The organism is Ramlibacter sp. (assembly GCF_035554825.1).
Classification (GTDB): domain Bacteria; phylum Pseudomonadota; class Gammaproteobacteria; order Burkholderiales; family Burkholderiaceae_C; genus Ramlibacter.
On sequence record NZ_DATMHS010000077.1, the window covers coordinates 135,248 to 161,454 of the forward strand.

At 71.9% G+C, this 26,207-nt stretch carries 29 protein-coding genes; 14 read left to right on the forward strand and 15 right to left on the reverse strand.

What is annotated here, in order from left to right; genetic code table 11:
• Positions 1–27: 27 nt before the first annotated feature.
• The 4 genes from VNT59_RS09910 to VNT59_RS09925 all read right to left on the reverse strand — a co-directional run bounded on the left by VNT59_RS09910 (position 28) and on the right by VNT59_RS09925 (position 4,760).
• Positions 28–1,380, reverse strand: a complete 1,353-nt coding sequence (locus VNT59_RS09910) for an O-antigen ligase family protein (RefSeq protein ID WP_325498169.1) — start codon at positions 1,378–1,380, stop codon at positions 28–30.
• Positions 1,377–2,888: an oligosaccharide flippase family protein gene (locus VNT59_RS09915; RefSeq protein WP_325498170.1), complete on the reverse strand. Its 1,512-nt coding sequence runs from the start codon at positions 2,886–2,888 to the stop codon at positions 1,377–1,379. Before VNT59_RS09915 ends, VNT59_RS09910 begins: the two co-directional genes overlap by 4 nt.
• Positions 2,885–3,250, reverse strand: a complete 366-nt coding sequence (locus VNT59_RS09920; RefSeq protein ID WP_325498171.1) for a hypothetical protein — start codon at positions 3,248–3,250, stop codon at positions 2,885–2,887. The genes VNT59_RS09915 and VNT59_RS09920 overlap by 4 nt, the downstream gene beginning before the upstream one ends.
• Before the next feature lie 316 nt (positions 3,251–3,566).
• Complete coding sequence (locus tag VNT59_RS09925) at positions 3,567–4,760, reverse strand: acyltransferase (protein ID WP_325498172.1); 1,194 nt, start codon at positions 4,758–4,760, stop codon at positions 3,567–3,569.
• Between the two features lie 241 nt (positions 4,761–5,001).
• On the opposite strand from VNT59_RS09925, the gene VNT59_RS09930 reads away from it, so the two are divergent.
• The 5 genes from VNT59_RS09930 (at position 5,002) to VNT59_RS09950 (ending at position 6,012) form a co-directional block, all read left to right on the forward strand.
• On the forward strand, positions 5,002–5,274 hold the full coding sequence (locus tag VNT59_RS09930) for a hypothetical protein (RefSeq protein ID WP_325498173.1): 273 nt from the start codon (positions 5,002–5,004) through the stop codon (positions 5,272–5,274).
• 108 nt (positions 5,275–5,382) lie between these two features.
• Entirely contained in the window at positions 5,383–5,523 is a 141-nt protein-coding gene (locus VNT59_RS09935) for a hypothetical protein (protein ID WP_325498174.1), read from the forward strand.
• Between the two features lie 8 nt (positions 5,524–5,531).
• On the forward strand, positions 5,532–5,684 hold the full coding sequence (locus VNT59_RS09940; protein WP_325498175.1) for a stereocilin: 153 nt from the start codon (positions 5,532–5,534) through the stop codon (positions 5,682–5,684).
• 9 nt (positions 5,685–5,693) lie between these two features.
• Positions 5,694–5,867 (forward strand): hypothetical protein, encoded by a 174-nt coding sequence (locus tag VNT59_RS09945; protein ID WP_325498176.1) that lies wholly within the window; start codon positions 5,694–5,696, stop codon positions 5,865–5,867.
• A 1-nt stretch (position 5,868) separates the two neighbouring features.
• Positions 5,869–6,012, forward strand: a complete 144-nt coding sequence (locus VNT59_RS09950; RefSeq protein WP_325498177.1) for a hypothetical protein — start codon at positions 5,869–5,871, stop codon at positions 6,010–6,012.
• An 8-nt stretch (positions 6,013–6,020) separates the two neighbouring features.
• Here VNT59_RS09950 and VNT59_RS09955 read toward each other — a convergent pair whose 3' ends face one another.
• Entirely contained in the window at positions 6,021–6,782 is a 762-nt protein-coding gene (locus tag VNT59_RS09955) for a hypothetical protein (protein WP_325498178.1), read from the reverse strand.
• Between the two features lie 127 nt (positions 6,783–6,909).
• Between VNT59_RS09955 and VNT59_RS09960 the strand changes: the two genes are divergently transcribed.
• Complete coding sequence (locus VNT59_RS09960; RefSeq protein ID WP_325498179.1) at positions 6,910–7,218, forward strand: hypothetical protein; 309 nt, start codon at positions 6,910–6,912, stop codon at positions 7,216–7,218.
• A gap of 10 nt (positions 7,219–7,228) precedes the next feature.
• On the opposite strand, the gene VNT59_RS09965 is transcribed toward VNT59_RS09960, so the two are convergent.
• Genes VNT59_RS09965 through VNT59_RS09975 form a run of 3 tightly spaced genes read right to left on the reverse strand, consistent with a single transcriptional unit; the run spans position 7,229 to position 10,226 of the window.
• On the reverse strand, positions 7,229–8,161 hold the full coding sequence (locus tag VNT59_RS09965; protein WP_325498180.1) for a DMT family transporter: 933 nt from the start codon (positions 8,159–8,161) through the stop codon (positions 7,229–7,231).
• Positions 8,158–8,652: a methylated-DNA--[protein]-cysteine S-methyltransferase gene (locus VNT59_RS09970; RefSeq protein ID WP_325498181.1), complete on the reverse strand. Its 495-nt coding sequence runs from the start codon at positions 8,650–8,652 to the stop codon at positions 8,158–8,160. Before VNT59_RS09970 ends, VNT59_RS09965 begins: the two co-directional genes overlap by 4 nt.
• The gene (locus VNT59_RS09975; protein ID WP_325498182.1) at positions 8,649–10,226 is read right to left on the reverse strand and encodes a DNA-3-methyladenine glycosylase 2 family protein; all 1,578 of its coding nucleotides are present in this window, start codon (positions 10,224–10,226) and stop codon (positions 8,649–8,651) included. The genes VNT59_RS09970 and VNT59_RS09975 overlap by 4 nt, the downstream gene beginning before the upstream one ends.
• A gap of 112 nt (positions 10,227–10,338) precedes the next feature.
• Between VNT59_RS09975 and VNT59_RS09980 the strand changes: the two genes are divergently transcribed.
• From VNT59_RS09980 to VNT59_RS09990, 3 genes are all read left to right on the forward strand, one after another.
• Positions 10,339–11,721, forward strand: a complete 1,383-nt coding sequence (locus tag VNT59_RS09980) for a phosphomannomutase/phosphoglucomutase (RefSeq protein ID WP_325498183.1) — start codon at positions 10,339–10,341, stop codon at positions 11,719–11,721.
• Between the two features lie 274 nt (positions 11,722–11,995).
• Positions 11,996–12,985: a lipopolysaccharide heptosyltransferase I gene (gene waaC, locus VNT59_RS09985; RefSeq protein WP_325498184.1), complete on the forward strand. Its 990-nt coding sequence runs from the start codon at positions 11,996–11,998 to the stop codon at positions 12,983–12,985.
• The gene (locus VNT59_RS09990; protein ID WP_325498185.1) at positions 12,982–14,241 is read left to right on the forward strand and encodes a 3-deoxy-D-manno-octulosonic acid transferase; all 1,260 of its coding nucleotides are present in this window, start codon (positions 12,982–12,984) and stop codon (positions 14,239–14,241) included. The genes waaC and VNT59_RS09990 overlap by 4 nt, the downstream gene beginning before the upstream one ends.
• A gap of 7 nt (positions 14,242–14,248) precedes the next feature.
• On the opposite strand, the gene VNT59_RS09995 is transcribed toward VNT59_RS09990, so the two are convergent.
• Genes VNT59_RS09995 through VNT59_RS10020 form a run of 6 tightly spaced genes read right to left on the reverse strand, consistent with a single transcriptional unit; the run spans position 14,249 to position 21,711 of the window.
• Positions 14,249–15,571 carry a TolC family outer membrane protein gene (locus VNT59_RS09995; RefSeq protein ID WP_325498186.1) on the reverse strand — a complete coding sequence of 441 codons (1,323 nt, stop codon included), beginning with the start codon at positions 15,569–15,571 and terminating at the stop codon, positions 14,249–14,251.
• Positions 15,572–15,593: 22 nt separating this feature from the next.
• Positions 15,594–15,938, reverse strand: coding sequence for a rhodanese-like domain-containing protein (locus tag VNT59_RS10000; RefSeq protein ID WP_325498187.1), 345 nt, complete (start codon positions 15,936–15,938; stop codon positions 15,594–15,596).
• A 12-nt stretch (positions 15,939–15,950) separates the two neighbouring features.
• Positions 15,951–16,640: a protein-L-isoaspartate O-methyltransferase gene (locus VNT59_RS10005; protein ID WP_325498190.1), complete on the reverse strand. Its 690-nt coding sequence runs from the start codon at positions 16,638–16,640 to the stop codon at positions 15,951–15,953.
• A 14-nt stretch (positions 16,641–16,654) separates the two neighbouring features.
• Positions 16,655–19,846, reverse strand: a complete 3,192-nt coding sequence (locus tag VNT59_RS10010) for an efflux RND transporter permease subunit (protein WP_325498192.1) — start codon at positions 19,844–19,846, stop codon at positions 16,655–16,657.
• 6 nt (positions 19,847–19,852) lie between these two features.
• Entirely contained in the window at positions 19,853–21,025 is a 1,173-nt protein-coding gene (locus tag VNT59_RS10015) for an efflux RND transporter periplasmic adaptor subunit (protein WP_325498194.1), read from the reverse strand.
• The gene (locus VNT59_RS10020; protein WP_325498195.1) at positions 21,022–21,711 is read right to left on the reverse strand and encodes a TetR/AcrR family transcriptional regulator; all 690 of its coding nucleotides are present in this window, start codon (positions 21,709–21,711) and stop codon (positions 21,022–21,024) included. Before VNT59_RS10020 ends, VNT59_RS10015 begins: the two co-directional genes overlap by 4 nt.
• 199 nt (positions 21,712–21,910) lie before the next feature.
• Here VNT59_RS10020 and msrA point away from each other — a divergent pair, with 199 nt between their 5' ends.
• From msrA to VNT59_RS10040, 4 genes are read left to right on the forward strand one after another with little or no spacing between them, the layout of a single operon-like run.
• A complete protein-coding gene (gene msrA / locus VNT59_RS10025) occupies positions 21,911–22,453 on the forward strand; it encodes a peptide-methionine (S)-S-oxide reductase MsrA (RefSeq protein ID WP_325498197.1) in 543 nt (180 codons plus the stop codon).
• Positions 22,450–23,118 carry an ABC transporter ATP-binding protein gene (locus VNT59_RS10030; RefSeq protein WP_325498199.1) on the forward strand — a complete coding sequence of 223 codons (669 nt, stop codon included), beginning with the start codon at positions 22,450–22,452 and terminating at the stop codon, positions 23,116–23,118. Before msrA ends, VNT59_RS10030 begins: the two co-directional genes overlap by 4 nt.
• Positions 23,115–24,317: an ABC transporter permease gene (locus tag VNT59_RS10035; protein WP_325498201.1), complete on the forward strand. Its 1,203-nt coding sequence runs from the start codon at positions 23,115–23,117 to the stop codon at positions 24,315–24,317. Before VNT59_RS10030 ends, VNT59_RS10035 begins: the two co-directional genes overlap by 4 nt.
• A gap of 7 nt (positions 24,318–24,324) precedes the next feature.
• Positions 24,325–24,819 (forward strand): hypothetical protein, encoded by a 495-nt coding sequence (locus VNT59_RS10040; protein WP_325498202.1) that lies wholly within the window; start codon positions 24,325–24,327, stop codon positions 24,817–24,819.
• 18 nt (positions 24,820–24,837) lie between these two features.
• On the opposite strand, the gene VNT59_RS10045 is transcribed toward VNT59_RS10040, so the two are convergent.
• Complete coding sequence (locus tag VNT59_RS10045; RefSeq protein ID WP_325498204.1) at positions 24,838–25,812, reverse strand: tripartite tricarboxylate transporter substrate binding protein; 975 nt, start codon at positions 25,810–25,812, stop codon at positions 24,838–24,840.
• A gap of 64 nt (positions 25,813–25,876) precedes the next feature.
• Between VNT59_RS10045 and VNT59_RS10050 the strand changes: the two genes are divergently transcribed.
• A partial coding sequence (locus VNT59_RS10050; RefSeq protein ID WP_325498206.1) for an AEC family transporter occupies positions 25,877–26,207 on the forward strand: 331 nt, incomplete at its 3' end.

The window sequence follows — 26,207 nt, forward strand, 5'->3', positions numbered from 1 at the left end:
GGGTCGCGGGCAGGGCGGCGTGGCACTTCACGATGCGACCCGGTAGTTGGTGCGGCGCACCGCCGCGACCGGCGCGTGCACCCGCTCGGCGGCGGCCGACGCGAGCGTGATCAGCAGCAGCAGGTGGGTGAACAGTTCGGTGCCGTAGCCGAACATCAGCAGCGGCACTTCGCTGATGGAGCGCAGCGCCACCGACACCAGCAGCGCGATGCTCAGGCCGCCGGTCTGCTTGGCGTAGCGCAGCGCCAGCACCAGCAGCACGGCGCTGTAGACCACCAGGGCGGCGGCGCCGATGCTGCCCGAGCGCGCCAGCGTGTCCATGAACTGGTTGTGCGCGTTGGTCGCGTTCGGCAGGTGGATGCTGGCGCGGAAGGCGTCGTCCCACAGTCCCGGCCCGTAGCCGAAGAGCTGGTTGGCGCGCCATTCCTCCAGCGCGATGACCCAGATCTGGTCGCGCCCGGTCATGCTCATGAGCTGGGCGCCTTCCGTCGTGTCCAGGAAGCCGGCCGCCTCGCTGCCGACGTCGGCGAACAGCACCAGCGCCAGCGCGCCCGCGGCCAGGACGATCACCGCCAGGCAGGCCACGATGCCGAATTCGCCCTCGCGCGGATCGCCCATGCGACGCCACACGTTGCCGCCGTGCCGCACGGCCAGCATGGCGAGCGAGCAGACGATGAACGCGATCCACGAGGTCTTGGACTGCGCGAAGAAGAGGGTCGCCAGGCCGAGGATCCACGCCAGCGCCGTCAGCCAGCGCCGACCGAAGGGGCGCGCCCACAGGCACAGCAGGAAGGTCTGCGCGAACATCCCGAGCGCCACCGGGTGGGTGGCCAGGCCGCCGAAGCGCGGCACGCCGGCGAACAGGCCCTGGTTGTAGGTCGTGTCGATCACCATGGCCGGGTTCACCACCGCGAGCGCCGCGCCGGCCAGCAGGAACAGGAAGAGCGCGTTGCGGGCCGCATCGACGACGCGGTCGCGGTCGGCGCCGGCGGCCAGGGCGCCGGCCAGGCCGATCAGCAGGGTGTAGAGGTATTCGTGCGACAGCTGCGGATGCGAGCCGAAGAACGCGGGGCCGGCGACCGTGGCCAGCCAGTAGCCGATGAAGGTCCACACCAGCAGCGGCGAAGGCAGCTGCTTGTGCATCGCGAAGTGGTTCACCAGGCGCTCGGCGGCCACCAGCACCAGCAGCAGCGACACGCCGCGCTGCAGCCAGGCGACGGCGGGGTGCAGGTACATGCCGCCACCGACCGCCAGGTCCTTGAACATCTGCGACAGGTCGCGCCCGGACAGCAGCACGGTGATGGCCACCAGGCCGAGCATGGCCGGCAGCATCCAGTGCAGGAAACCTTGCGGCTCGGCGGCCGAACGGGACCGGGTCATCGGGGCAGCCCCTCGGCGCGAGGCGCGGCGCCGACCACGGCCGGCACGCGCAGGAACGGCAGGAAGCGGGCGAGCACGGCGCGGGTGTCCGAGCCGAGCAGCTGCGGCCAGGCGCCGAGCACCAGCGCCAGCACGGCGAGCGCGCCGCAGGTGCCGCCGGCCAGGCCGACGGCGGGTTGGCTGAAGCGGCCGACCAGGTGCTGGCCGCCCAGCACGGCCAGCGTGCACGCCAGCGACAGGCCGGCGCCGCGCAGCGCCGGCGCCACCAGCACCGCGGCGCGCAGGTGCAGCGCCCGCAGCGCGGCGCCGATGATCACGGCGGCGCGGGCGAAGATGATGAGGGCGGAGACGACGGCGACGGCGCGGATGCCGTCCGGCGCCACGATCCACCATGCCGGCAGCGCCACGGCCAGCAGCGGCAGCTGCAGCATGTACTCCAGGTGCTTGCGCCCGGTGTTCCACAGCACCGGGGTCGAGATGCCCCAGCTGGCCCACGCCGGCAGGCACAGGAACAGCAGCCCGAGGACCCAGGCCGACTCGGACCAGGCCGGGCCGTACAGCAGCCGGACCAGATCGTCCGACAGCAGCGCGAACACGACCGCCGCGGGGAGCGCCAGCACGAACACGCAGGACAGGGCGATCAGCCAGCCCTGTCCCAGCCGGTCCCGGTCGTGCTGCAGCTTGGCGCCGGTGGCCAGCAGCGTCGGCTGCAGCGCGCCGAGCAGCAGGGTGTTGGGGATCGCCGCCAGGTTGTAGGCGACGTTGTAGAGGCCGACCGCGTGCGCGTTCAGCACCCGTCCGATCAGGACCCGGTCGATGTTGCTGAGGAACCAGTTCACCACGTTGGTGACGAAGACGGTGCGCCCGGTCGACAGCGCCGCCGAACCGCCGGCGTGCGAGAACAGCGGCCGCAGCGGGTGGGGGCGCGCCAGGTAGGAGGTGACCAGGACCATCGCTGACTGCACCACGCAGGCGGCGCCGAGTGCATAGGGGCCGTAGCCCTGCAAGGCCATCGGCACGCCCACCAGCAGGTAGCCGACGGCGTAGCTGGCCAGCTGGATCAGGCCCAGCGAACGGAAATTCAGGTCGCGCTGCAGCAGGCAGGTGGCCGGCGCACTGGCCGCCGTCAGCAGGCTGGCCACCGACAGCAGCTGCACCATGCCCTCGACCCGGGCGTCGGCGAAGAAGACGGCCAGCGCCGGCGCGGCGGCGTACATCGCCAGGGCGCAGCCGCTGCCGGCCAGCATCTGCCATGTGAAGGAGAAGCGGATGTCGTCGTCGTCGACGGTGGGCAGCAGCATCAGGTTCCAGCTGAAGCTGGAACCGGAGAGGAAGGAGACGAACGTCAGCACGGCGACGCCGATGCCGTAGACGCCGTAGTTGTCGGGACCGAGGATGCGCGCGAGCGCCACCTGGGCGCCCAGCTGCAGCACGAAGCGGGCGACCGTCGTGGCCGCGCTCCACTTGATGGCGCGTTCGGCGAGGGCGGCCAGCGCGCGTGTCGTCATGGGCGCGAGGCGGTCGCTCGCCGCAGTGCGATGCCGGACATCAGTGCCAGGGCGGCCAGCAGCATCCCGGACCCGGTCCGGTGGTGATGGTCGTCGTCGTCCGCGGCGTCGGCCTTGGCCTGCGCGGAGGCCGGCGCCGCCTGGCGCATCGGACCGGCCGCGCGCGCTCCGCCGGCCGCAGTCTTGATGATGTCGCGCGATTCGGGCCCGGCGCTCTTGATGATGTCGCGCGTGTCGGCGGCGGCCGCGGTCTTGATCAACTCGGCGCCGGGGCGGACCTGGGCGCTGATCGCCGGCGTCGCATTCACGCACTGCGCGGCGGCCGTCTGCGCCACAAGGCAGAGGACGATCGAGGTCAGCAAGCTGTGCATCTGGCTCTCCTGGAATCTGGGTCCGTTGAAACGGAATTTTGCGGCAGTGCCCCCTCGAATAGGGCTGCCGCGGCTGGCTCTTTCAGGCTATCCGGGAGACGCCAGCACGGTGCGCCGCGACCGTCCCCGCGTGCATGAGCGAGCTGGTCGCGCCGCATCGGCTGCCGAACGATCGCAGCTGCTTGCGACACGCGAATGTCCCCGGTGCAACGGTTGGCAACGTCGTCGACGGGCGGCTTCACCGCCCGCAGATGGCCTCTTGGTGCTGAGCTGGGCTGCATGGCACGGCTCGTGGTTCTGCGGCTCGTCAAGGGCTGGGGACGCGGGCCGGCGCGGCCGCGGCGGCGCGGCCCCGGGCGGCGAGCCGCTTGGCCCAGGCGCGGCTCCAGTCGCGCCCCGGCGTCTCGACCCAGCGGTAGGTCAGCGCGCTGAACGCGATCGTGAGCCCGAGCACCAGCAGGTAGAACAGCGTCCCCTGCAGCTCGTTGCGGCCGTACAGGAGCGCCGTTTCGCCGGTCGGCAGCGCCACCGGCGTCCACAGGTCGACGTGAAGGATGCGTTTGACGAAGACCGGCAGCAGCATCACGAAGAAGTAGTGCGTGAGGTAGATCGAGTACGACAGCGTGCCCAGCCACTTGAACAGCGGCTGCTGCAGCAGCCGGCTCCACCAGCCGCCCTCGCCGGCGAAGACGAGCACCGCCGCCGCGAACAGAAACGGCGCGAGGATCGACCAGTTGCTCTTGCCGGCGAACGAGACGAACCACACCACGGCGACCAGCGCCAGGCTTTCGAGCGCCGTCGCCGCCCAGGGGGCCGGACCGGTGGCGGCCTGGGTGCGGCGCCGGTGCATGCGCGCGCAGGCCACGCCCAGCGCGAAGCCGAACAGGCAGCGCACCAGGCCCCAGTCGTAGGTCACGTCCATGCCGGTGCTCGTCACCGACAGCAGGACCAGCGGGGCGGCCAGCGCCACCAGCCAGAGCATCCAGTTGCGCAGGCCGACCATCACCGACACCAGCGCGAACACGACGTAGGCCCACAGTTCGGTGCTGATCGACCAGCTCGGCGCGTTCCACGACAGGCCGTCGTTCAGGTGCAGGCTTTGCACCAGGAAGATGTTGCTCAGCACGGTCGCGGGCTGGTTCTCGCCGACGAAGGCTTCCGGTCCCGGCGGGCTGATGCGGCCGATGACCAGCTTGGACGTCTCCCATGCCAGCAGCAGGAACAGCATGAAGATGTGCAGCGGATAGAGACGGCCCACGCGCAGCACCAGGAACTGCCGCACGTCGGCCCAGGTCGCCAGGCGGCTGCCGTAGTTCCAGGCGATCACGAAGCCGCTCAGCACGAAGAAGAAGTCCACGAACAGGTAGCTGTTGCGGATCAGGTCCCAGCTGTAGATCGGGCTGGTGCCGTGGAAGTGGAACAGCGCCACCAGGCACGCGCACAGGCCGCGCCATCCATCGAGCGCTTCGAAGTGATTGGCGGAGTTCTTCGGAAAGGACATGCGCGTGGATGGCGTGCGGGTTCGTTGATGTCGAACGCAGATCGTAGCCAAGCTCTGGTGCGAAAAGTGGCGGGACGGCGTGCGCCTGCGCGACCTGTCTGGCTTGTCCTACAAGGGTGTTGCGGGCCGCTCACTAGCATGGATTTCAATGAGCACACCCTGCGTGCGGCAATGTCGTCGTGCGCGCCGCGACTGCATGCTCCGCGGGCCGTCGGGGGGGCTGGCTCAGCAAGCTTCAACCATGCGCTACAGCCGTTCCGAACACACGCGGGTGCAAGCCCTGCAAAAAGAAGTCGCCCGGGCCGAGGAGGACTACCAGCGCCTGCGCGCCGCGTACCTCGACATCGCCAAGAACGAGCCGGGCCACGAGGTCGCGCTGGCGATGATCGGCGCCGACATGGATCGCGCGCATGCCCAGCTGCAGGAGCTGATCGGCCTGCCGCGGCTGCCCTTCACCCACGAGCCGAGCACCGTGGTGCGGCGCGAGGCGCAGCGGATCACGCACGAGAACTGAGGTGCCGCGACACGCCGGCCGTCGGCGCGCGCCCACAGCACCGCGGCGCCTTGGCCGAGCGGGCCGGCCCGCCGCGGCTGCCACGATCGATCCGGCAAAGGAGTTCGCATGATTCCCTACGACATCGATCCCAGTCTGCACGATCACGAACCGGCGCCGGCGCAGCTCGACGACGGTTTCTCGCCGCCGCCGCCGGCCGGGGCTGGCGACGAAGCGCCGGCCGGTCCGGTGCCGCCGGCGAGCCAGTGAGCGCTGCCATGGCGACCCATCCCGTCGAACCCGAACCGCAGCCGCCCGAGGAAGAGGGCGACGCGCTCAATCCGAGCCAGCTGCCGGTGGAGCCCGAGTTCGGCCCGGCGCTGCCGCCGGCCGAGCCGGAAGACCCGCGCGGCAAGCCGCCCACCATCTGAGGAGGACCGATGAACCAAGTCACGGCGCCCGGCCGCGTGCCGCCGGAGCACGGCCAGCACAAGGAAGAACCTGAGCAGGCGATGGAAGACGACATTCCATCGGACGACCACGATGCCGACGGCACCCAGCCCGGCGAGGCGCGGGCGCCCGACGGTGACCAGGTGCGGCGGGGCCTCGAGTGAGATGAGCAGCACCCCGCCCGTCGCGCCGCCGACGGAAGCGCCCAAGCCGGTGAATCCGGAGCCGTTGCAGCACGAGGAAAGCGACCCCGAGAAGGGCCGCGTGCGCACGCCGCCGCCGGGCAAGTCGGAACACCCGAAGCAGTAGCGCGCCGCCTAAGGCGCGCCCTCGGCCGGCCCCAGCAATGGTTGCTCGGCTTCGTCGCGCCCGCATTCCGGCGCCGCCTTCGCCAGTGCCATCCAGACTCCGAACGGCAGGTCGCTGCGGTGGCGGCGCGGCGCCGCCCGCGCGGCGACCAGCCGCCCGTTGTCGGCCACCAGCACGCCGCATTCGGGCGGCACTTCGTCGGGGTCCGCAATGCAGCGGCCCCTGGCATCGCAGCCGAGGACGTACCAGCACTCGCCCAGATCGAGGTAGGCCGCGCGCTTGGCGGCGTTGCGCAGGTCGCCCAGCAGGTCGGCGCGGCGCACCTTCACTTCGTGGACGATCGGGTCGACGTAGCTCGCCACGCTGGTGTTGCGGATCGAGAAGACGTCGGGTTTGGCCATGCACCAACGGGTCGCGTCGCCGTCGCACGGCACCCGCGCGCGCAGCGCGAGCCCGCGCCAGGCCACCCGGCCGGCGCGGCCCATCTCCTGCGCCACCCGCTGCACCAGCGCCTCGTGGGCCGAGAACGCGGCGCGGTGGCCGGCCAGGGTCGCCGCCAGCAGCTGGATGCCGGCGTCGGTGACGCGCAGCGTCTCGTGGCCGGACGGCGAGTGCACGCGATCGAGCAGGCCGGCGGCGAGCAGGTCGATCTCGATCGGATCCTGGCAGGGCCAGCCGGCGGAGCGCCAGACCTCGCGCAGGCGGCGGGCATGCGCCTTCGGCAGGGCCGGCGCCGCCGGCGCGGCAGGGGTGGGTGCGAGGGAATGCATGCGCGGACCGCGAGCGCAGCAGTGTAGCGTCGCCCCGGCACGCCGGCCGCGGCCGTAGGCACGGTCCCACGGCAGCTGTGGCCATTGCCTTATCGCCGGGCCAGCGCGGCTGGCCACAATCAGCCGCATGGTTGAGAAAGCGACTTACGGCATCACCGCGGTGCGCTACGCCGGGGCCCAGATCGTCGAGGCGATGATGGGCCTGATCGACAGCTCGCAGGCGCGCTGGGACCTGCGCCCGGCGCCCACCCGGCTCACCGAGGTGGTCGACCGGCTGGTGGAAGGCGACACCGTGATCAGCCTCTTTCCGGCCGAATGCGGGGGCCTGGAGGCCGGCCCCGAAGTCAAGGTGGACGTGCTGCCCGAAGGCACCGAGACGCTGGCCCTGGAGCCGGAGGCGCCGGGGCGGACGCTGAAGGACCTGCCGCGGTTCTGAGGGGCCGGCGTCAGCGCCGCCGCCCCAGTTTCACCCATCCGGTCGACAACGCCGTGCCGCCCAGCACGATCGCGCCGCACAGCACCATGCGCGCGGTGATCGCCTCGGCCAGGAACAGCGCGCCGTAGCACACGGCGAACACCGGCACCAGGAAGGTCACGGCCAGCGCCCGCGACGGCCCGGCGTGCTCGATCAGCCGGAAATACAGGACATAGGCCACGCCGGTACAGGCGACGCCGAGCGCGATCACGGCCAGCCAGGCCGACGTGCCGGGCAGGCGCGCCGGCCAGAACCACAGCGCCGGCAGGGCGAGGCCGAGCGCGGCGCCGAGCTGGCTGCCCGCCGCCGTCACCATCGCCGGCACGCCGGCGAGATAGCGCTTCGTCGCGCTGGCCGCCACCGCATAGCACAGCGTCGCGACCAGGCAGGCGAGCACCGCCCAGGCCGGAGCGATGCCGTTGGCGCCCGGCTTGAAGCTGGCCTGGTCCCAGGCCAGCAGCGCCACGCCGGCAAAGCCGATCGCCAGCCCCAGCATCCGCGAGCCGGTGGGCCGTTCGCCCAGCCACGCCCACGCCACGAGCGCGCCGAACAGCGGCACCGTGGCATTGAGGATCGCGGACAGGCCGGTCGTGATCGACAGCAGCGCGAAGGAAAAGCACGCGAACGGAATCGCCGAATTCAGCAGCCCCAGCACGCAGGCGGTCTTCCAGTGCCGGGCGAACTGCGCGCCGACGCCGCGCAGGAACACCAGCGGCAGCAGGCAGAGCGTCGCCACCATCACCCGCACCGCGGCCGTCGCGATCACGCCGAACTCCACCGTCGCGATGCGCATGAACAGGAACGAGGAGCCCCAGATCGCGCCCAGCAGCACGAATTCCGCGAGCCACTGGCGGGGGGCGGCGCCGGCGGCCGCGCCGGCGAGCGCCTTGTCGACCTGCGTCATGCGGCGCCTTCCAGTTGCAGCAGCGCCCGCTTGCGGTCCAGGCCGCCGGCGTAGCCGGTCAGCGATCCGTCCGCGCCGAGCACGCGATGGCACGGCACGACGACGCTCAGGGGGTTGCGGCCGACCGCGGCGCCGACCGCCCGCACCGCCGCCGGGCAGCCGGCCCGCCGGCCCAGGGCCGAATAGCTGATGGTCTCGCCGCGCCGGACCGTCAACAGCGCGCGCCAGACGGCTTGCTGGAACGCGGTGCCGCGCGCCAGGTCCAGCGGCAGATCGAAGCTGGCCCGCGTGCCGGCGAAGTAGGCGGCGAACTGCGCCACTGCCTGCTGCAGCACCGGGTGCCCGGCCGCCTCCGGCCACGGCGAACAATCCGGCAGATGGCGCTGGCCGTCGAACCAGGCCCCGGCCAGTCCGCGCTCGCTGGCGGCCAGGATCATCGGGCCGAGCGGGCCGGCGTAGCGGACCTGCACCAGCGGGGAGGGGGTATTCATGAGGACTCCTGGGGAAGGGCGGCCGGCGCCGCCGGGCGGGTGCCCCCGGCGCGGGCGGCGCGGCCCGCGGGGCGGGCCGGCTGGCCGGCGCCCAGCCCGTGCCAGGCGCGGATGACGGCATAGCTGCGCCACGGCCGCCATGCTTCGGAAGCGGCCAGGGCCGCCGCGGCCGGCCGCGGCTCGCCCTGCACGCCCAACGCCTTGTGCAGCGCCACGTCGCCGGCCGGGAAGGCATCCGGCCAGCGCAGCGCCCGCATCGCGATGTATTGCGCCGTCCAGTCGCCGATGCCCGGAAGCTGGGTCAGCGCGGCGACCGTCGCCGCCAGATCGGCCCCGGCGTGCAGCTGCAGCCGCCGCTCGTGCACGGCCCGGGCGATGGCGACGATCGCCGCCTGCCGCTGGCGCACGATGCCCAGCTGCCCCAGGGCGTCGCCGCCGGCGCCGGCCAGCACGGCCGGCGCCGGAAACAGGCGGGTCAGCTCGGGCCAGGGGGTCGCGATCGGCTCGCCGAAGCGGTCGACGAGCCGCTGGGCCAGCGTCCGCGCCGCCGCGACGGTGATCTGCTGGCCCAGCACGGCCCGCACGGCCAGCTCGTAGCCGCTCGCCGCGCCCGGCACCCGCAGGCCGTCGCCCTGCGGGAAATGCGGGTGCAGCACCTTGTTGATGCTCTTCGGGTCGGCATCGAGATCGAGCATGTCGCGCACGCGCCGGATCACGGCCGGAAGCACGTCGACCAGCGCGTCGGCCACCCGCAGCACGACGTGGCTCTGGCCGGGATCGAACTGCGCGGCCAGCCAGCCGCGGTGGACCGTGCCGGCCGACTCGACGGCCAGCGTCCGTGCGAAGCTGCCGGCGTCGTCGGCCGCCCGCACCAGTTCGACGCCATGGACCTGCCGCTGGCCGAAAAACGCCAGCATGGAGCGCGCGTCGTACGGCGGGCGATAGCCGAGCCGCACGGCCAGGCCCTGGCCGTGGCGCTCGGCCCCTTCGCGCCGCAGCCGGGTCGGATTGAGGCCGTAGTGGGCGAGGAACGTGGCGTTGAAGCGGCGCACGCTCGCGTAGCCGCTGACCAGCGCCACCTGCGTCATCGGCAGGGCCGTGTCCGCCAGCAGCTGCTTGGCCGTCAGCAGCCGCCGCGTCTGCAGGTATTGCACCGGCGAGACGCCGAACTGCCCCTCGAAGATGCGGCGCAGATGGCGGTCGCTGACGCCGAGCCGGGCCGCCAGCGCCTCGACCGAGGGCACGGCGCCGCCCCAGCACTCCGGGTCGTCCAGCAGCCGCGCCGCCTGATGGGCCAGGATCGCGCTCGCATCCTGGATCGACCAGGCGGCCGCCCGCGGCGCCAGTTCGGGCCGGCAGCGCAGGCACGGGCGAAAGCCGGCGCTCTCGGCCTGCGCCGCATGGCCGAAGAACCGGCAGTTTTCGCGCTTGGGCGTGCGGACCCGGCAGACCGGCCGGCAGTAGATCCCGGTCGAGGTGACGCCGGTGAAGAACGTTCCGTCGAAGCGCGCGTCCCTGGCCTTCAGGGCCAGGTAGCAGGCGTCCGGCTCCAGTTCGGTGGCATAGGGGCTCATGGCGGCGATCATACGCAGCGCCGGCCCCGGCATTGGCCGTTTTCGGACATGCGCGCGCGAGCCGCCGGCCTAGAATCTTCCGGTTCACCACCAACCAGGAACCAGCCCCTCCATGCAGTTCTCGCCGAGCATCTTCAAGGCCTATGACGTCCGGGGCGTGGTCCCCGGGACGCTGGACGAAACCGTGGCCGAGGCGCTGGGCCGCGCCTTCGGCACCATGGCCCGGGCCGAAGGCGAGGCCACCGTCGCCGTCGGCCGCGACGGCCGCCTCTCCGGCCCCGGCCTCAGCGCCGCCCTGATTCGGGGCCTGCAGTCGGCCGGGCTCGACGTCATCGACATCGGCCAGGCGACGACGCCGATGCTCTACTTCGCCGCCAGCACGCTGTGCACCAGCGGGATCCAGGTGACGGGCAGCCACAACCCGAAGGACTACAACGGCTTCAAGATGGTCCTGGCCGGCCGCGCCATCTACGGCGAGGAAATCCAGGCGCTGCGCCAGCACATGGAAAGCGGCGTCGCCGCCGCCGCCGCCCCCGGCCACGTCCGCAACGTCAACCTGCTGGCCCCGTATCGCGACCGCATCGTCGGCGACGTCAAGCTGGCCCGGCCGATGAAGATCGTCGTCGATTCGGGCAACGGGATCGCCGGCGCTTCGGCGCCCGGCATCTTCCGGGCCCTCGGCTGCGAGGTGATCGAGCTGTTCAGCGAGGTCGACGGCGATTTCCCGAACCACCATCCGGACCCGAGCAAGCCGGAGAACCTGAAGGACCTGATCGCCGCCATCGAGCGGCATGGCGCCGAGCTGGGACTGGCGTTCGACGGCGACGGCGACCGGCTCGGGATCATCACCCGCGGCGGCAACAACATCTATCCGGACCGGCAGCTGATGCTGTTCGCCCGCGACGTGCTGTCGCGCGTGCCGGGCGGCACCATCCTGTTCGACGTGAAGTGCACGCAGCGGCTGGCGCCGGCCATCCGCGAAGCCGGCGGCGTCCCGCTGATGTACAAGACCGGCCACTCGCTGATCAAGGCCAAGATGAAGGAAGTCGATTCGCCGCTGGGCGGCGAGATGAGCGGCCACGTGTTCTTCAAGGAACGCTGGTTCGGCTTCGACGACGGCACCTACGCCGGCGCGCGGCTGCTCGAGATCCTGTCGCGCTCCGACGATCCGAGCGCCGTCCTCGACGGGCTGCCCAGCAGCTTCTCGACGCCGGAGCTGAACGTGAAGTGCGCGGAAGGCGAGCCGCACGTCCTCGTCCAGCGGCTCGTGGCCAGCGCCCGGTTCGCGCCGCCGGCGCAGGTCTCGACCATCGACGGCGTGCGGGTCGACTGGCCGGACGGCTTCGGCCTGGTGCGGGCGTCGAACACGACCCCGGTGCTCGTGCTGCGCTTCGAAGGCCAGACACCGGAGGCGCTGCACCGCATCGAAGGCGAGATGCTGGCGCTGCTGCGCAGCGTGAAGCCGGACGCGCAGATCGCGCAGGCGGCGCACTGACAGCCAGGAGCGCCGGACCCAACAGCCGCACGCAACCGCCGGACCCAACAGCCGAACGCAGAGGGCGCAAAGGGACGCGGAGGACGCAGAATGAGGAGGCACTTGAACGTGTCTTTCGCGCGGACGCTGCTCCCGATCGCGCAGCGCAGTACGACGGGATCCTCACCATTCCTGGTTGTTCTTCCGCGTCCTCTGCGGAACTTCGGCGTCCTCTGCGTTCGGCCGCTGGGTTTCCGACGGTCCGCTCGTGGATGTCAGCCACAATGACGGACTTGTGAACATCCTCATCGTCAAGCTCTCGTCGCTGGGCGACGTCGTCCATGCCATGCCGGCGGTGCAGGATCTGCGGGCGGCGATTCCGGGCGCCGTCGTCGACTGGGTCGTCGAGGGCGGCTTCGCGCCGCTGGTGCGCCGCTGTGACGGCGTGCGCCGCGTCATCGGCTTCGGTCTGCGGCGCTGGCGCCGCGCGCCGCTCGGCGCACAGACCGCCGCCGAATGGCGGGTCTTTCGCGAGCAGCTGCGCGGGCAGCGCTACGACGCGGTCATCGACCTGCAGGGCCTCACCAAGTCGGCCCTGGTCGCCCGCGCGGCGCGCCTCGCGCCCGGCGGCCGGCGGTACGCGATGGCGAACCGCACCGAGGGTTCCAGCTACGAGGCGCCGACGCGCTGGCTCGCCGACGTCGCGATCCGCCTCGAGCCGCACGTGCATGCCGTCACCCGCTCGCGCGAACTGTGCGCCCGCGCCCTCGGCTACCGGCTGCCGGCGGCGCTGCGCTTCGGCCTGCACGCGGACCCGCAGGCGGTGGCCGAGCCGGGCGAGGTCCCGAGCGTCGCCCTGATCCACGGCACGTCGCGCGCCGACAAGTGCTGGCCCGAGCCGCACTGGCTCGAGCTGGGGCGGCGCCTGGTCGCGGACGGCTTCCGGCTCGCGCTGCCGCACGGCGACGAGGCGGAGCTGCAGCGCGCGCGGCGCATCGCGCAGGCGCTCGGCCCGGCGGTGGACGTGTGGCCGCGCCTCGACCTCGGCCACCTGACCGACCGGCTGGCCGGGTGCGCCGGCGTCATCGGTGTCGACAGCGGCCTCAGCCATGTGGCGGTCGCGCTCGACCTGCCGCATGTGCAGATCTACAACTTCGACACCGCCTGGCGCACCGGCCCGTTGCCGCCGGCGGCCGGGCCGGCACGCCAGCGCTCGGTCCACGCGGCGCCGTCGCCGTCGGTCGATGCCGTGTGGCTGGCCTGGCAGGGGGTCAGCGGGCGATGATCCGGCCGCTCTATTCGCTGGTGCTGATCGGCGCGCAGCCGTTCCTGCGCCGCAAGCTGCGCCGGCGCGGCGTCGCCGAGCCCGGCTACCTGCACGCCATCGACGAGCGCTTCGGCCGGTATCGCAGCCCGGCCGAACCCGGCGCCCTGTGGATCCACGCCGTGTCGCTCGGCGAGACGCGGGCCGCCGGCATCCTGCTGCAGCGGCTGCGCGAGCGCCAGCCGGACCTGCGCGTGCTGCTCACGCACGGCACGGCCACCGGCTGGGCCGAAGGCGAACGGCTGCTGCGCCCCGGCGACCGGCAGGCGTGGTTGCCGTGGGACACGCCGCGCGCCGTGCGCCGCTTCCTCGGGCACTTCCAGCCGAGTGCCGGCGTGCTGATGGAAACCGAGGTCTGGCCGAACCTGGTGGCCGAATGCCGGGCCCGCCGCATCCCGCTCGCGCTGGCCAATGCGCGCCTGAGCGCCAAGTCGCTGGCGCAGGCGCGCCGGCTCCCGCGGCTGTCCCGGCCCGCCTACGGCGCGCTCGCCGCCGTGTGGGCGCAGACCCAGGCCGACGCCCAGCGGCTGGCGGCGGCCGGCGCGCATCGGCCGGGCGTGTTCGGCAACCTCAAGTTCGATGCCGCGCCGGACGCCGAGCAACTGGCGCGGGGCCGGGCCTGGCGCTCGGCGCTGGGGCGGCCGGTCGTGATGTTCGCCAGTTCGCGCGAAGGCGAGGAGGCGCAACTGCTGGACGCGATCCGCGCCGCGCCCGCCGCCGACGTGCAGTGGCTGCTGGTGCCGCGCCATCCGCAACGCTTCGACGAGGTGGCCGAGCTGGCGGCCAGCCGCGGCTTCACCGTCTCGCGGCGCAGCGCCTGGACCGATGGGCCGGCCGCGGGCGAGCTGTGGATCGGCGATTCGCTCGGCGAGATGGCGCTGTATTACGGGCTGGCCGATTGCGCGCTGCTGGGCGGCAGCTTCGAGCCGCTGGGCGGGCAGAACCTGATCGAGGCGGCGGCCTGCGGCTGCCCGGTCGTGCTGGGGCCGCACACCTTCAATTTCGCCGAAGCGTCGCAGCTGGCCGAGGCGGCCGGCGCCGCGCAGCGGGTGCCGGACATCGGCGCGGGCGTGCGGGCCGCCCTGGCGCTGGCCGGCGATGCCGGCCGCCGCGCCGCCGCTTCAGCCGCCGGCCTGGCCTTCGCCTCGGCGCATCAAGGCGCCGCCGAGCGGACCGCGGCGGCCGTGCTCGCGCTGCAGCGGGCAGCGGCGCGCTGAGGCCGGGTCACTTCACCAGCAGCGCATTCAGCCGGCCGAGGTCGTCCGGCAGCAGCGTCCCGGTCGCCTGCCGCAGCTTGAGCTGGCCGACCAGCACGTTGTAGCGCGCCTGCGCCAGGTCGCGCTTGGTCTGGAACAGCTGGCTCTGCGCGTTCAGCACGTCGATGTTGATCCGCACGCCGACCTGGTAGCCCAGCCGGTTGGCTTCCAGCGCGCTCTGGCTGGAGGCTTCCGCCGCCTCCAGCGCCTTCACCTGTCCTTGGCCCGACACCAGGCCGAAATAGGCGGTGCGGATCGCCTGCGCCACCGCGCGCCGGCTGGCTTCGAGATCGGCCTGTGCCCGCTCTTCCAGCGACAGCGTCTCGCGGATGCGGTTTTGCGTCGCGAAGCCGGCGAACAGCGGCAGGTTGAACGACAGGCCCACCGTGCCGGTCGTGGCCCGCGTGCTGGTGGGCACCGTGGCGCTGCCGCCCGGGTTGCGGTTCACGCCGTAGCTGGCCGTCAGGTCCAGCGTCGGCTTGTGGCCGGCCCTGGCTTTTTCGGTTTCCAGCTGCGCGATCTCGACGCCGGTCTTCGCCTGCCGGATCGAGGGGCTGTTCTCCTCGCCCTGCTGGACCCAGGCATTGACGTCCGCCGGCTCGGGCGCCGGCAGCGCGGCCGGCAGCGCCAGCGGGTTCGGCTTCACGTCCGGCTTGCCGACCAGCGCATCCAGCGCCAGCCGCTTGACCCGCAGGTCGTTCTCGGCGGCGATCTCCTGCGCCAGCACGAGGTCGTACCGGGCCTGGGCCTCGCGCGTGTCGGTGATCGTCGAGGTGCCGACCTCGAAATTGCGCTTGGCCGAAGCCAGCTGCTCGGCCACCGCCGTCTTCTGCGCCTGGACGAAGGCCAGCGTGTCCTGCGCCGCCAGGACGTCGAAATAGGCCTGGCTGACGCGCACGATCAGGTCCTGGCTGGCCGCCGTCAGTTGCGCCTGCGCCAGTTCCACCTGGCGCTTGCCCTGTTCCCAGGTGGCGAAGTTCGCCGGCCGGTACAGCGGCTGGGCCGCGCTGACCGTGGCGCTCTGGGTCGTGATGCCGCGGTCGATCGGCGGCGCCGTCGTTTCGAAGCTGGAGCGGCTGAGGCCGGCGCCCAGGTTGGCCGACGGCAGGATGCCGGCCTTGGCCTGCTCGGCGCGGAACAGGTTGGCGTCGTACTGCGCCTTGGCCGACTGCCACGTGGCGTCGTAGGCCCGCGCCGATTCGTACAGGTCCAGCAGGCTCTGCGCCTGCGCCGGGCCGGCGCCGGCGGCGCCGAGCGCCAGCGCCAGGGGAAGAAGCCGCAGTCTGGTCATGATCGTTCCTCGTGGTCTCGTTTCAGTAGCGGGGCACGCCCGGGTCGACCTCGCGCGACCAAGCGTCGATGCCGCCAGCCACGTTGGCGAGCTGCTGGAAGCCCTGCTGGGCGAGGTACAGCGCGACCCGCTGGCTGCGCCCGCCGTGGTGGCACAGGCAGGCCACCGGCCGCGCCGGATCGAGCTCGTGCAGCCGCACCGGCACCAGGCTCATGGGAATGTGCCGCAGCTCGAAGCCGGCCGGCGCGACGCTGGCGGTCTGTACCTCCCACGGCTCGCGCACGTCAAGCACGATCGGCGGCGCGTCGCCGCCGGCGTGGGCCTGGAGCCAGGCGGGCAGATCCGCCGGTCGGACTTGGTCGATCAAGCGGGTGCCCCGTCAGAAATGGAAGCGCGAGGGCTCGGGGAAGTTCGCCAGCCGCGGCGCCACCAGGTCCCAGGGCTCGGTCGTGGTGTAGGTGCTCTCGCCGGTGCGGGTGATCAGCGTCGCCCGCATCATCGGCTCGAAGCCCACGGCGGCGAACAGGCGGCCGCCGATCTTCAGCTGCGAGAGCAGGGCGGCCGGCACTTCGGCGACCGAGCCGCTCAGCACGATGGCGTCGAACGGGCCTTCGCCGGCCAGGCCCTTGGCGCCGTCGGCCTTGCGCACCTCGACGTTGGTGATGCCGGCCTTCTGCAGGTTGGCGCGGGCCATCTCGACCAGCTGGGGGTTCAGCTCCAGCGTGATCACGCGCTGGGCGCGGGTGGCCAGCAGCGCCGCCATGTAGCCGGAGCCGGCGCCCACTTCCAGCACCTTGTCGCTCGGCTTGAGCTGCAGGTCCTGCAGGATGCGCGCTTCGATCTTCGGCTCCAGCATGCACTGGCCGTGCTGCAGCGCCTCTTCGGTCGGCTGCAGCAGCGGGATGCGCAGGTCGGCGAAGGCCAGCGGCTTTTCCGCCGGCGGCACGAAGTCTTCCCGCCGCACGGCCGACAGCGCGCCGATCACATCGTCGTCCGTCACCGACCAGGTGCGGATCTGCTGCTTGATCATGTTGATGCGGGCGAAATCGGGATTGCTGATGTCGGTCATGGAAGTTTCTCCGTTCACAAAGTCATGTCATCAATTCTAGAGGCCGGCACGGCCGTGGCGCCGGCGCCGGAGCCGTGCCGCCGGCGCTGCAGCCAGCCGGCGAGGTCGTCGAGGTAGCAGTACACCACCGGCACCACCACCAGCGTCAGCAGCGACGAGGTGATCACCCCGCCGATCACCGCCTGGCCCATCGGGGCGCGCTGCTCGCTGCCTTCGCTGAGCGCGAAGGCCAGCGGCACCATGCCGAAGATCATCGCCAGCGTCGTCATCAGGATCGGGCGCAGCCGCACCCTCGCCGCATGCAGCAGCGCCTCGGTGCGGTTCATGCCCTGCGCCCGCATCCGGATCGCGAAGTCCACCAGCAGGATCGCGTTCTTCGTCACCAGCCCCATCAGCATCACCACGCCGATGATCGAGAAGATCGACAGCGTCGAGCCGAAGGCCAGCAGCGCCAGCACCACGCCGATCAGCGTGAGCGGCAACGCCGTCATCAGCGCCAGCGGCTGCAGGAAGCTCTTGAACTGGCTGGCCAGGATCATGTAGATGAAGATCACGGCCATCGCCAGCGCCGACATCGCGTAGTCGAACGACTCGGCCATGTTCTTGGTCGAGCCGCTGAACTTGTACGAATAGCCGGGCGGCAGGGCAATGCGTTCCACGCGGCGGCGGATCTCGTCCGAGACTTCGCCGGCCGAGCGGTGCGCGGCGTTCGCGCTGACCGACACCTCGCGCGTGAGCTCGCGCCGGTTGATCTGGTTGGGGCCGGTCGCTTCGCGCACCTGGGCCACCTGGTTCAGCCGGACGATCCGCGGCGTGCCGTCGGCATTGCTGCCCAGCGCGAACGGCAGGCGCTCCAGGTCCTGCGGCGTCGTGCGAGCCTCCGGCGCCATGCGCACGTTGACGTCGTAGGTCTGGTCGTCGGGCGCGCGCCAGTTGCCGACGGTCTGGCCGGCCACCAGCGTGCGCAGGGCGCCGGCGATCTGCGCCACCGACAGCCCCAGGTCCGAGGCGACGTCGCGCTTGACGTCGACGGCGACCACCGGCTTGTCCGGCTTGAGGCTCGAATCGAGGTCGACCAGGCCCGGCACGCTGCCGATGCGCTCGGTGACCAGCTTGGTGAGCCGCTCCAGTTCCTTGAGGTCGGGGCCCAGCAGCGAGAACTCGATCTGCTTGTAGCCGGCGACCGCGTCGAGCAGCCCGACGTGGGTCACCGCGATGCCGGGCACCTGCTTCAGGCGCTCACGCAGCACCGTCGACATCTCGTCGACGCTGCGGCTGCGGTCGCGGCGGTCCACCAGCCGCACGTAGATCGAGGCGTAGATCTTGCCCTGCGCGTTGCCGGTGTTGATCGTGGCGAGCGTGTAGCGCACTTCCGGCGCCTCGCGCAGGATCGCCTCCACCTGGCGCGCCTTCGCCTCGGTCGCTTCCAGCGAGGAGCCGACCGGCGTGTTGAAGTTGAGCGTGGTCTCGGAGAAATCGGCCTTCGGCACGAACTCGGTCCCGAGCAGCGGCACCATGACCACGCTCAGCGCGAAGACGGCCGCGGCGGCCAGCAGCGTCGCCGGCCGGTGGCCGAGCGACCAGCGCAGGATCGCCTGGTAGCTGGCGCCGAGCGCGTCGGTCGCGCCGTGGAACCAGCCCGTGACCCGGCCGATGCTGCGGTCGTACAGGCCGCGGCGCCCGCCCCGGCCATGGGCCTCGATCGCCGGGTCGTGCCACACCGAGGACAGCATCGGATCGAGCGTGAAGCTGACGAACATCGAGATCAGCACGGCCGCCACGATGGTGACGCCGAACTCGTGGAAGAACTTGCCGATGATGCCGCCCATGAAGCCGATCGGCAGGAACACGGCGACGATGGAGAGGGTGGTCGCCAGCACCGCCAGGCCGATCTCCTGCGTGCCTTCCAGGGCCGCCTGGAACGGCGGCTTGCCCATCTGCACGTGGCGCACGATGTTCTCGCGCACCACGATCGCGTCGTCGATCAGCAGGCCCACGCACAGCGACAGCGCCATCAGCGTCACCATGTTGATGGTGAAGCCGAAGGCGTGCATGAACAGGAAGGTGCCGATCAGGGCGATCGGCAGCGTCAGGCCGGTGATCACCGTGGAACGCCACGAATTGAGGAACAGGAACACGATCAGCACGGTGAGCAGCGCGCCCTCGATCAGCGTCTCGCGCACGTTCTCCACCGCCACCCGGACCGGGCGCGAGGCATCGGTGATCGGCTGCAGCCGCAGGCCGGGCGGCAACTGCCCCCGCAGCTCCTGCAGCGTCTTCTCCAGGCCGTCGACGACCTGGATCGTGTTCTCGTCCTGCGACTTCTGCACCGTCAGCAGCAAGGTGCGCTCGCCGTTGTAGAGCGCCAGGCTGTCGAGCTCCTGGGCGCCGTCGGCGACCCGCGCGACCTGGTCCACGCGCACCGGGGCGGCGGCGCCGGCCGCGCCCTTGCGCGCGACGATGATCTGGCCGAAGTCCTCCGGCCGCTGCATCCGGGCGGCGATCTGGACGACGCGGTCCTGCGCCAGCGAGCGCACGGCGCCCACCGGCAGGTCCTGGTTCTCGTTGCGCACCGCCGCCACGACCTGGTCGGTCGTCACGCCCGTCGCCTCCAGCGCCGCCGGGTTCAGGTAGATGTTGATCTCGCGCCGGGTGCCGCCCACCAGCGTGACCGAACCGACGCCGCGCACGTTCTCCAGCCGCTTCTTGAGGACCTGGTCGGCCCAGTTGGTGAGTTCCACCGCGCTGAGGGCGCGGCCGCGGCTGGCGTCGGGCAGCACGGCCACCGACCAGATCGCGCGGCTGGCCGGGTCGAACCGCAGCACGCGCGGCTCCTTCACTTCGGTGCGCAGCAGCGGCCGGATGCTGGCGACCTTCTCGCGCACGTCCTCGGCCGCCTTGCGGCCGTCGATGTGCAGCTGGAACTCGATGACGACGACGGCGTAGCCTTCGTAGGTGCGCGAGTAGAGCGAGTTGATGCCGGCGATCGAATTGACGCCTTCCTCCAGCTTCTTGGTGACCTCGCTCTCGACGATCTCGGGCGCCGCGCCCGGGTATTCGGCGGTGATCACGACCACCGGGAAGTCGATGTTGGGAAACTGGTCGACCTTCAGGCGCTGGTACGAGAACACGCCCAGCACCACCAGGGCGAGCATCACCATGGTCGCCAGGACCGGGTTCCTCAGGCTGACGCGCGTGAACCACATGCTCGCTTACAGCCCGGACTTGGCCGCCGACGCCGTGCGGCCGGGCTGCGCGGCCGGCGGCGTGAAGCGCACGGCCGTGCCTTCGCGCAACGGCCCCACGCTGCCGCGCAGCACCATGGCCCCTTCCGCCAGGCCGGCGACGGCGACCATCGTTTCCTTGTCCGCGTCGCCGCGCACGCCGGGCTCGACGCTGCGATGCACCACCCGGCCGTTGTCCACCAGCTGCACGTAGGGCGCCGGCTTGTCGGTCCGCAGCGCGGTCAGCGGCACGGCCATCGCGGTGGTGGTCCCGGTGTTCAGGGTGCCTTGGGCGAACAGGCCCTGGCGCAGTCCGCCGGCTGGCTCGACGGCGAGGTAGGCGAGCACGCTGCGGCTGCCGGGCTGGGCGCTGGGATTGATCCGCGCGACCCTGGCCTGCACCGGCCGGCCGCTGCCTTCGACCTGCAGCGTGGCTTGCTGGCCGACGCGCACGCCGACCGAGTCGGACGGGGTGAGCGCCGCCTCGAGTTCGAGCCGGCTCACGTCGACGATCTCGACGATGCGGGCCTCGACGGCGACGCGCTCGCCCGGCTGCGCCAGCCGCTGCGACACCACGCCGGCGATCGGCGCGCGCACGACGGTGTCGCTGAGGCTCTTGCGCGCCACGTCCACCGCCGCCAGCGCGGCCTGGTGGTTCGATTGCGCCGCATGCAGGTTGTTCAGCGAGGTGTCGAGGGCGGTCTTGGAGATGAAGCCCTGGTCGACCAGCGCCTGGTTGTTCTTCCATTGCCGCTGTGCGATCTCGATCTGCGAGCGGGCGGCGTCGGCCTGGTCCTGGGCCTGCCGCAGCCGCGCCTGGTACTCGGTCGGCTCGACCCGGGCGATCACCTGGCCGGCCTGCACCGTGTCGCCTTCGCGCACCGTGAGCCCTTGCAGTTCGCCGGCGGCGCGCGCCTTCACCAGCGCCGAGTTGACCGCCTTCAGCGAGCCGGAGATCGGCAGCCCCTGGGCCAGCTGGCGCTGCTGCGCCGTGACCACGTCGGTCGCCGCCAGCTCCACCACGCTCTGCTCGCGCGCGGCGCTGGCCAGCGCGATCGCCTCCTGCTGCGCCTGGCGCGCGGTCCAGGCCCGCCAGGCGCCGGCCGCGACCAATGCCGGCAGCACCAGCAGGACCAGCCACTTGACGAGGCGGGCGTTCATTGGCGCGCAGCGCCGGCCGGCGCGCCCTCGCGCACGCACAGGCCACGCAGCAGCGTGTCCACCTGGGCGTCGATGAAGCGCTGCGGGTCGAGGCGCTGTTCCTGCGGCAGGCAGGGCCCGAACGAGTGCTTCATCATCATCAGGAACACCATCGGCCCCATGATGTTGAAGGCGGCGTACGGCACGTCCACGGCTCGGAACTCGCCGCGCTCGATCCCGCGCTGCAGGATCCGGCACACCAGGTCGTGGCACGGCTGCACCACCTCCTGCTGGCAGAACGCCGCGAGGTCGGGAAAGTTGCGGGCCTCGCTGATGACCAGCTTGCTGATGCCCGAGGCCTTGCTGGCGCCCACCCGCTCCCACCACAGCGCGAGGCAGGTGCGCAGCAGGTCGGCCGAAGTGCCCTGGTAGTGCTGGAACTGCTGGTTCCACTCGCCGAAGCGGCCGGAGATGTTCTCGCGCACGACCGCCTTGAACAACTCCTCCTTGCTCGGGAAATAGAGGAACAGCGTGCCCTTGGACACGCCGGCGCGGGCGGCCACTTCCTCGGCCCGGGCGGCGGCGAAGCCCTTCTCGACGAACAGTTCGAGCGCGGCCGCGAGCAGCTCGCCGGGGCGTGCCTCCTTGCGGCGCTCGCGCTTGGCCGGCGACGGCACGGGCGCGTCCGTCAACGGATGAGAATCCATGGGGGATATTTACTGACTGACTGGTTAGTATGTTAACTTTTCGGCCAGTCCGCGTCAAGCGCGCAAACAGAAGTTCTTGCGCCAGATCAGTCTCGCGCCGCGGCGCACGCCGCGCCGGCCGCCGGCGCCGCCCCGGGGAGCGCCGCCGGCCGGCGGCGTAAGATGGCCGGCCTCGCCATTCCGAGCTGTGGAGACGTTCATGCCTGAGAGCCTGCCAACCATCGTCCTGGGCGGTGGCTGCTTCTGGTGCACCGAGGCGGTGTACGTCAAGGTGCGCGGCGTCACCGACGTCGAGTCCGGCTACAGCAACGGGCAGGTGGAGCGTCCCAGCTACGAGGACGTGTGCACCGGCCGCACCGGCCATGCCGAGGTCGTGAAGCTGACCTACGATCCGGCGCAGGTCAGCCTGCGCCAGCTGCTGGAGATCTTCTTCGTGGTCCACGATCCGACCCAGCGCGATCGCCAGGGCCACGACGTCGGCACCCAGTACCGCAGCGGCATCTACTACACGACGGAAGAACAGCGGCGCGTCGCCGACGACATGATCCGGCAGATGAGCCAGGACAAGCTGTTCGGGCGGCCGATCGTCACCGAAGTGCGGCCGCTGGCCAACTACTGGCCGGCCGAGGAATACCACCAGGACTTCTTCGAGAAGAACCCGCACCAGGGCTACTGCCTGGCCGTGGCGGCGCCCAAGGTGGCCAAGTTCCGCCGCACCTTCTCCGAGCTGGTGAAGGCGTGATCCGCACGCGCTCGCTGCGCTACGCCTACCGGGGCGGGCCGGCGCTGTCCTTTCCCGACCTGAACGTGGCGCAGGGCGCGACGCTGCTGCTGCGCGGCGACTCGGGCGCGGGCAAGTCGACCTGGCTCGCGCTGGCGGCCGGCCTGCTGACGCCGACCGACGGCGAGGTGGTCGTGGCGGGGCAGCCGCTGGCCGCGCTGTCCGGCGCGCAGCGCGACCGCTGGCGGGCGCGCCACGTCGGCTTCCTGCCGCAACGGCTGCACCTGTCGCCGGCCCTCACCGTGCACGGCAACCTGGCGCTCGCCTTCTATGCCGCCGGGCTGGCGGAGGACGCGGCCGCGATCGGGCGGGCGCTGCAGGCGCTGGGCGTCGCCGACCTGGCCAACCGGCGGCCGGCGCAACTCTCCGGCGGCCAGGCCCAGCGGGTGGCGCTGGCCCGCAGCGTGCTGATGGCGCCGCGGGTGGTGCTGGCCGACGAGCCGACGGCCAGCCTCGACGACGCCGCGGCCGCGGGCGCGGTGCGCCTGCTGCGGGAAGCGGCCGCGCGCTGCGGCGCCACGCTGGTCATCGCGACCCACGACCGCCGCGTCCAGGAGGCGCTGCCTGAGGCCGCCCTGTACCTGCTGGCGGCGCCGCTGCGGCCGCAGCAGGGCGTCGCGGCATGAAGACGCTGGCGCTCGCCTTTCGCTATCTCTGGTCGCGGCCGCTCGCGGCGGTGCTGAACCTGCTGCTGCTGACGCTGGGGCTGGCGTCGATCGCCTTCGTGCTGCTGGCGAGCGAGCAGGTCGACCGCGCATTCGAGCGCGACCTGGCCGGCATCGATGCGGTCGTCGGCGCCAAGGGCAGCCCGCTGCAACTGATCCTGGCCGGCGTGTTCCACATCGACGTGCCGCCCGGCAACATCGCACTGGCCGACGTTCGCAAGCTGGCCCTCCTGCCCCAGGTGGCGAAGGTGATTCCCCTCAGCCTGGGCGACAGCTTCCGCGGCTTTCGGATCGTCGGCACCACCGCCGACTGGCTGGCGCACTACCGGCTGGCGCCGGTCGCCGGCCGGACCTGGCAGGCGCCGATGGAAGCCGTGGTCGGCGCGCACGTGGCGCAGGACACCGGCCTGCGACCGGGCAGCAGCTTCGCCGGTTCGCACGGGCTGGGCGGCGGCGGCCACGGACATGGCGATCATCCGTACCGCGTGACGGGCGTGCTGCCGCCGTGCGGCTGCGTCGCCGATCGCCTGATCCTGACGTCGACCGAGTCGGTGTGGGAGGTGCACGAGCACGCCGGCGAGCCGCGCGACGAGCGGGCGCACGGCGCCGACGAGCAGCGCGAAGTGACGATGGCGCTGGTGACCTACCGGACGCCGCTGGCGGCGGTGACCTTTCCGCGCCATGTGAATTCGAACACCGGCATGCAGGCCGCGGCGCCGGCGCTGGAGATCTCGCGGCTGCTGCGCATGCTCGGCGCCGGCTCGGACGTCCTGCGCGGCTTCGGCGCCGTGCTGCTGCTGGCCGCCGGCTTGAGCGTCTTCATCGCGCTGTGGAACGCGGTGCGCGAACGGCGCGCCGATCTCGCGATGCTGCGCATGCTGGGCGCCCGGCCGGCGAAGATCGCCGGGCTGCTGCTGGCCGAAGCCTGGTGGCTGGCGCTGCTGGCCTCGGTCCTGGGCCTGGCCGCCGGCCACGGCCTGGCGGCGCTGGTCGGCGCGATGCTGCCGGCCCAGCGCTCGTTGCCGGTGAGCGGGAATCTGTGGGTGCCGGCCGAGGCCTGGATTCCGGTGGCGGCGCTCGGCGTGGCGACGTTCGCGGCGATCATTCCGGCCGCCAGCGCGTACCGCGTCGATGTAGCAGAATTGCTCAATCCGAGGTGAACGAGCCATGAAACGTGTTGCTGCCGGCCTGCTGGCCGCCGTCCTCGCCGCTGCCGCCGCGGCCCAGGTCACCGCGCCGGTGCCCATGGGCAGCGGGCCGGGCGTGCACGATCCGAACAGCGCGTTCGCGCCGCTGCCGGCGCGCACCGACGTCGTGCCCTGGTCGCTGCTGACGACGATCAAGACCAAGGTGGAGAAGAACCGGACGCTGCCGGTCTTCGAGCGGCAGCACCTGGCCCTGACGCAGAAGGCGCAGCGGGTGCAGGGCTTCATGATGCCGCTGGAGCCGGGCGAGAAGCAGACCCACTTCCTGCTGAGCTCGGTGCCGCTGTCCTGCCCCTTCTGCGTGCCCGGCGGCCCGGAGAGCATGGTGGAGGTCAAGACCAGGACGCCGGTGCGCTACACGCTCGATCCGGTCGTCGTCGAAGGGCGCTTCGCGCTGCTCGAGGACGACCAGTACGGCCTGTACTACCGCGTCACCGACGCGGTCGGCGTCAAGTAACCGGCGCCCCGCGCCGCCTCACTTCCTGATCGCCTTGCCGATCGTCTCGTAGGCCTCGACGATTTCCTGCTGGAACGCCGGGCCGTCGGCGTAGTCGACGGTGATGCCCGACTTCGCCACGTAGTCCTTCCAGGCGTCGCTCTGCACCGCCCTGCGGAAGGCGTCGTTCAGGTAGCGGTAGACCGGCTCCGGCAACCCGGCCGGCCCCATCAGGCCCTTCATGTTGTCGATCGCCACCGGCACGCCCAGCTCGGTCATGGTCGGAACGTTCGGCAGGGCGGGCGAGCGGCTCTTCGAGAACACGGCGACCGGGCGCAGGCGGCCGGCATCGATCAGCGGCTTCATCTCCTCGTAGGCGCCGAACGCCGAGTCGACCTGGCCGGCGGCCAGCGCCGTCATCGCTTCGGCCGCGCCCTTGTACGGCACGTGCAGCCACTTGGTGCCGGTCTGCTTTTCCAGCACCAGGGCGGTGGAATGGAAGATGCCGCCTTCGCCGGTGGAGCCGTAGGAAACCTTCTCGGGCGCGAGCCTGGCTTCGGCCAGCAGCGCGCGCATGTCGCCGTACTTCGAGTCGGCCTTCACCACGAGCAGGCTGGGCGCGCGCGCCACCTTGAGCACCGGCACGAAGGACTTGCGCGGGTCGTACGGCAGCGCCTTGTGGTTGCCGACCGAAGTGGTCTCGCTGCCGCCGCCGACGAACAGCGTGTAGCCGTCCGGCTTGGCTTCGGCCGTGGCCTGGGCGGCGATCGCGCCGGCGGCGCCGACCTTGTTCACGACCACGACCGGCACCGGGATGATGCCCTTGGCGGCGAAGGACAGCTGGCGCGCGATCTGGTCGGCCGAGCCGCCGGGGGCGAAGCCGACCAGGATGGTGATCGGCTGCGTCGGCTTCCAGTCCTGCGCGCGGGCGGGCGAGGCCAGCGCGCCCAGCGCGAGCAGGGCGATGGCAAGCGCGCCGCGGCGCGCGGACAGCGGGTTCTTCCTGGTAGGCATGGGGACGGGCGGCGAGTGGAGGGAGCGCTCAGGCTATGCTCGGCCGTTTCGCAGGTCAATCCGAGTGAACCCCGTCGTTTCCGCCCTCACGCCGGTCGTCGCGCTGATCGCGATCGGGTTCGCCGCGGGGCGGCTCGGGTGGGTGCGCGCCAGCGCCGCCAAGGACCTGTCGAACCTGGTGTTCCTGGTGCTCACGCCGGCACTGTTGTTTCGCACCATGAGCAAGGTGCACGTGCAGGACCTGGACTTCACGCCCGTCGCCGCCTACTTCCTGGCCGTGATCGTGATCTTCGCGGGCACGCTGGCGGTGTGCGGCTTCAACCGCCGCGCGGCGGTGCTGGCGCTGGCCACGACCTTCGGCAACACGGTGATGATCGGCACGCCGCTGGTGGGCC

What these genes read in the sequence shown, in the direction of transcription:
- VNT59_RS09910 (WP_325498169.1), bottom strand. Translation starts at nt 1,380, where the DNA reads ATGACCCGGTCCCGTTCGGCCGCCGAGCCGCAAGGTTTCCTGCACTGG.
- VNT59_RS09915 (WP_325498170.1), bottom strand. Translation starts at nt 2,888, where the DNA reads ATGACGACACGCGCGCTGGCCGCCCTCGCCGAACGCGCCATCAAGTGG.
- VNT59_RS09925 (WP_325498172.1), bottom strand. Translation starts at nt 4,760, where the DNA reads ATGTCCTTTCCGAAGAACTCCGCCAATCACTTCGAAGCGCTCGATGGA.
- VNT59_RS09930 (WP_325498173.1), top strand. Translation starts at nt 5,002, where the DNA reads ATGCGCTACAGCCGTTCCGAACACACGCGGGTGCAAGCCCTGCAAAAA.
- VNT59_RS09935 (WP_325498174.1), top strand. Translation starts at nt 5,383, where the DNA reads ATGATTCCCTACGACATCGATCCCAGTCTGCACGATCACGAACCGGCG.
- VNT59_RS09940 (WP_325498175.1), top strand. Translation starts at nt 5,532, where the DNA reads ATGGCGACCCATCCCGTCGAACCCGAACCGCAGCCGCCCGAGGAAGAG.
- VNT59_RS09945 (WP_325498176.1), top strand. Translation starts at nt 5,694, where the DNA reads ATGAACCAAGTCACGGCGCCCGGCCGCGTGCCGCCGGAGCACGGCCAG.
- VNT59_RS09950 (WP_325498177.1), top strand. Translation starts at nt 5,869, where the DNA reads ATGAGCAGCACCCCGCCCGTCGCGCCGCCGACGGAAGCGCCCAAGCCG.
- VNT59_RS09955 (WP_325498178.1), bottom strand. Translation starts at nt 6,782, where the DNA reads ATGCATTCCCTCGCACCCACCCCTGCCGCGCCGGCGGCGCCGGCCCTG.
- VNT59_RS09960 (WP_325498179.1), top strand. Translation starts at nt 6,910, where the DNA reads ATGGTTGAGAAAGCGACTTACGGCATCACCGCGGTGCGCTACGCCGGG.
- VNT59_RS09965 (WP_325498180.1), bottom strand. Translation starts at nt 8,161, where the DNA reads ATGACGCAGGTCGACAAGGCGCTCGCCGGCGCGGCCGCCGGCGCCGCC.
- VNT59_RS09970 (WP_325498181.1), bottom strand. Translation starts at nt 8,652, where the DNA reads ATGAATACCCCCTCCCCGCTGGTGCAGGTCCGCTACGCCGGCCCGCTC.
- VNT59_RS09975 (WP_325498182.1), bottom strand. Translation starts at nt 10,226, where the DNA reads ATGAGCCCCTATGCCACCGAACTGGAGCCGGACGCCTGCTACCTGGCC.
- VNT59_RS09980 (WP_325498183.1), top strand. Translation starts at nt 10,339, where the DNA reads ATGCAGTTCTCGCCGAGCATCTTCAAGGCCTATGACGTCCGGGGCGTG.
- VNT59_RS09990 (WP_325498185.1), top strand. Translation starts at nt 12,982, where the DNA reads ATGATCCGGCCGCTCTATTCGCTGGTGCTGATCGGCGCGCAGCCGTTC.
- VNT59_RS09995 (WP_325498186.1), bottom strand. Translation starts at nt 15,571, where the DNA reads ATGACCAGACTGCGGCTTCTTCCCCTGGCGCTGGCGCTCGGCGCCGCC.
- VNT59_RS10005 (WP_325498190.1), bottom strand. Translation starts at nt 16,640, where the DNA reads ATGACCGACATCAGCAATCCCGATTTCGCCCGCATCAACATGATCAAG.
- VNT59_RS10010 (WP_325498192.1), bottom strand. Translation starts at nt 19,846, where the DNA reads ATGTGGTTCACGCGCGTCAGCCTGAGGAACCCGGTCCTGGCGACCATG.
- VNT59_RS10015 (WP_325498194.1), bottom strand. Translation starts at nt 21,025, where the DNA reads ATGAACGCCCGCCTCGTCAAGTGGCTGGTCCTGCTGGTGCTGCCGGCA.
- VNT59_RS10020 (WP_325498195.1), bottom strand. Translation starts at nt 21,711, where the DNA reads ATGGATTCTCATCCGTTGACGGACGCGCCCGTGCCGTCGCCGGCCAAG.
- msrA (WP_325498197.1), top strand. Translation starts at nt 21,911, where the DNA reads ATGCCTGAGAGCCTGCCAACCATCGTCCTGGGCGGTGGCTGCTTCTGG.
- VNT59_RS10035 (WP_325498201.1), top strand. Translation starts at nt 23,115, where the DNA reads ATGAAGACGCTGGCGCTCGCCTTTCGCTATCTCTGGTCGCGGCCGCTC.
- VNT59_RS10040 (WP_325498202.1), top strand. Translation starts at nt 24,325, where the DNA reads ATGAAACGTGTTGCTGCCGGCCTGCTGGCCGCCGTCCTCGCCGCTGCC.
- VNT59_RS10045 (WP_325498204.1), bottom strand. Translation starts at nt 25,812, where the DNA reads ATGCCTACCAGGAAGAACCCGCTGTCCGCGCGCCGCGGCGCGCTTGCC.